Consider the following 3,674-nt stretch of genomic DNA (forward strand, 5'->3'; position numbering starts at 1 on the left):
TAGCAAGAGTGCATTTCGGAGCCGGTTTCCATCGGGTAGCGCGATCACCGAGCTCCCCGAGAGGAGCTTCCCGGCCCGAATCCCTTCCCGAGCCTGCGCCATGTCCACGGGGAAGCGCTTTGCCTGGGGGGATGTCAGAGGAGCGCGTCGCATGGCAGGACGGCCATTGATAAACGACATCGAGAGGGGCTCCCAAGCCGGTCGTTCGGAGCGGGGCACGGAGATAAAGGCATCGCCCTCTGTCAGCCAGAGCAAGTTCGGATCACTCGGGTCTACCTGCTCCGCCGAGCCATATGCCTGAGAGGGCTGGGCCAGTGCCGCAGGAAGCACCGCCTCCGGGCTACGCCAGCGCCAGAAGCGCTGCTCCAGCCACGGCTCCTGCTGCCCCAGAAGGCAGACCAGCACTCCCGCGACCAAGTCGGGCAGAACAGATGCCTCAGCGACTTCCAGTGGCCCCATCGCAGGAAAGTTTGGCGGGGCGTTTGGCGGACGCATAACGTGGCCAGTAGGAACAGTCTTCCATTGGGTTGCCTTCGGAGCCAAACGTAGCGCCAAAGGCAAGGAGCGCTGACCAAATCCAGGACTTGCTTGTCCTGGCTGTTCCGCGCTGAGAAGCCAGAGCGCCTTTCCCTCACGCAAGAGAAAAGACGGGACTTTGGCCGTCAGTGGAGGAATATCAGGAAGAGTCAGCGTCTTTCCCGTGGCCAGCTCCACTCCCTGAAGCTCCACATTCCCCTGTACCCGCTGCCTTCTAGACTCGCGCTCGTCTTGGCCGCGGGCCGTGCTGAGCACCGCAGCTTTCCCCTCTTCTAGCATCGCGATGCTCTGTATCTGGCGATCCGGGAGGAGCCTCCGCCAGCGCACGGGCTCGATGACTGTCTTCAACGCAACTCCTAGCAGACCGAGCTGGGTGCCGAGCCAGAGCGTGGTGTCGTGTATCAGAATACTCTGGGTTTCAAGTTGCCGATGGTCCGCCGCAATGACCGGGTCCCAGGCCGCTGTCTGGAGCTTGCGAGTACGCCGGTTGTAGAGATAAAACGGGGCGCGTTGCTCCTCTGTCAAGAGCGTGACTTCGGGCACAAACGCGACCCAGTCACTGCTGATTGCCAGAGAGCCGCCTTGGTTGACCCCATAGGCTGGGTTTTGTCGAGGGCGCTGGGTGAGCACCACCCATTTATCTGTCTTCGTATCTAAGGCACAGAACGAGAGCAGGCCATCGCGAGGACGCACCACCACGGCGTAGACCTCTGCTCCATCGGCAACTACCTGGAGTACACTGCCCTCTGGCAAGCCATCCTCGGTGCCGTAGACCTGTACCTCGTTGCGCTTTCGATCCACCCGCTTGAGGCCCGCCAGCCCGCCCACCCACTCGATTCCCTCTAAAAAATAGACGCAGCGGACACGATCTAGCTCCGTTGAGTAGAGCTGAATGCCCCGACTCTCCGACTGGAGAGCATAGCGGATGGGCGCTGGCCGTGGAAAATTAACTGGCTGTGGAAAATTAAAGGGAATCCTGGGATCCCTAGCCATCTTCACAGGAGCGGTAGGAATGGGATAGCGACGAAAGGAAGGAGAGTTCTTTGGTTGCGTAGTCTGAGGGCGAGTCCCCGCCCCCCAGAGCATGGCAGCCCCACCCGAGAACATCAAAAAAGTGCGTCGTTTCATGGTTTCCTCTCCTCGATCCGAGCCACAAATGCTATGGTTCCCATCATAGAGCGTCCTCCCCATGCCCAGAGAACCTCCGAGTCTTGCCGATCTAAGGACAGAGTGTCAAACTGCTTTCCCGACAGGATCGCCTCCCAGCGCCCCCTCTCTTCCCAGCGCCAGAGGCCATCCGAGGCCGCGATGTAGAGTTTTTTGCCGACCTTCTTCAGGTCGTAGAGAACACGCTTGCCCTCGGGCTGTGAGAGGGGGCTGGGATCGAGCTTGTGTGCTTGGCAATCATAGAGAGAGAGAACCGTCTGCTGCTGCTGCTCCTCTTCCATAAGAATCAAGAGTGCCTGATCCGGGGTATGGGGCACGCTCGCCAGGGAGCGGCACCTCCTGCCGTCTAGCGCCACCGGGGAGAAGCGCTCTTGTTTGGTATCGAAGTAGGAAAGCCCCGTGCCCCGCTGCCAGGTCAGGCCCGCCGCCTCGTGGAGCGTGCCTTGAGGGAGCACACCCCGCTCCTGCCCGATCAGCCGCGCGGTGCCACTTGCACGATCCAGCCGTGCCAGCACCGAGTCGCCCTGTGCCCAAACCACCTCCGGGGTGATCAGGGCGATCCCAAAACCGGAGTCCTTGAGCGACGCTTCCCTGGTCTGCTCGCGCCACTGCTCCGTCCGAGGGTCAAAGTGCCAGAGTCCGTCGTAGCTACCCAGCCACCACCCGCCACTACCATCGGGGATAGAAGCTGTCGTGCGAAGTGGCGTTCCCCTTTGTGCGGACTCTGGCTTGCTCCAGCTCTTAGTCGCACGGTCAAAGCGCCAGACAGCATCGCCACAGCTCAGCCACACTGCCGTCTCTGTCGCAGCTATAACAGAGCCTTCCAGGCGTGATTTAATGCGGCGCTGCGGCAGGGGATAAGCGCTCCAGAGATTATCTTTCGGACTGTAGCGGACGAGCGTATCTTCCGCACTCCCTAAATATGTCCAGCCACTGCCATCCGATGAAGCCACCACGCCCTTGCTAAAATTATAATCTACGCTGAGCGCCTCGGACTTGCTCCAGATTTTGCTGGTTGGGTTCCAAGTCGCCAGGCCATAGCCCCTCAAGGGCACTGCTACCTGAAACCAGAGGACATCCCCAAAGGCTCCCAAGAAATTAGGATACGCCTGAAACTCCGGGTGTTCTGGATCCTGAGGGTAGCTTAGAGAGACTTTCTCCCACGTACTTGCCAGGCTGCCATCACTTCCGACAGCCAGAAAATCCATCGTCCCATTTTCGCGTCCCTGCTGCCAGATCCCGTGCCGCGTCCCTGAGAGTCCGCCGCGATTGTAATCAAGCGTGATGCCCGTTTCCACCACGGTCTGCTGCGTCTCGTCCCAGCGCAGTAGCGTTTGTGAGGCAGCACTAACAAAGTTCTGTGCCTGTGTGACCGGGGGATAGTTTGCCCGTACCAGAAATTGGTGTCGCTTCTCCCCCGCCACGACCCCGAATTGAATCATACTGGAGCTGGGATCAGACGGTAGAGATAGCACCTGAGGCTCTTTCTGGGGGTCTAGGCGCAACAAGCTGCCCGTTTCCAGTGCCAGAGCTGTCTTTCCAGGCAGAAGCGCCGTGATTCGGACGATGCGTCGCGCTCCTGTTGCGTTTATCGGGAAGTGTCGTGCACTCGGAGCGATCAGCTTACGTGAGGGCGGGATCTCCGTCGGTAGCTCTTTGCGCGGCACCTGAACAAAGCCATCCGCATCTACCAGCCAGACCTGCTGGGGATCGCGCGAATCGGCGATTCCACTCGCCTGCCATCCCCGCCGTGCGGGCGAGCCAAATCCTCCGAATCTGCCTTGTAGCTCGTCGGGTAGCTCGGCAGAGTGATCCGGGCTACACCAGCGCCAAAACCGCTGCTGAAGCCAAAACTCCTGCCCAATGACCTCCGAAACGGCATTACGAATATACGCCTCGCTCCGTCGCACCTGGCAGGCAATTGCTCCCGCAACCACATCGGGGAGGGTTTTCTCATCGGCGAGCTTGGG

At 60.2% G+C, this 3,674-nt stretch carries 2 protein-coding genes; both read right to left on the reverse strand.

Annotation, left to right across the window (positions count from 1 at the left end):
- The coding region (locus RMO15_RS20725; RefSeq protein ID WP_309716469.1) for a hypothetical protein at positions 1-1,665 on the reverse strand (1,665 nt) is incomplete at its 3' end.
- On the reverse strand, positions 1,662-3,674 hold a 2,013-nt coding region (locus tag RMO15_RS20730; RefSeq protein ID WP_309716472.1), incomplete at its 5' end, for a hypothetical protein. The genes RMO15_RS20730 and RMO15_RS20725, both read right to left, overlap by 4 nt.

The sequence above is a fragment of the Armatimonas sp. genome, from assembly GCF_031410135.1.
Classification (GTDB): Bacteria; Armatimonadota; Armatimonadia; order Armatimonadales; family Armatimonadaceae; genus Armatimonas.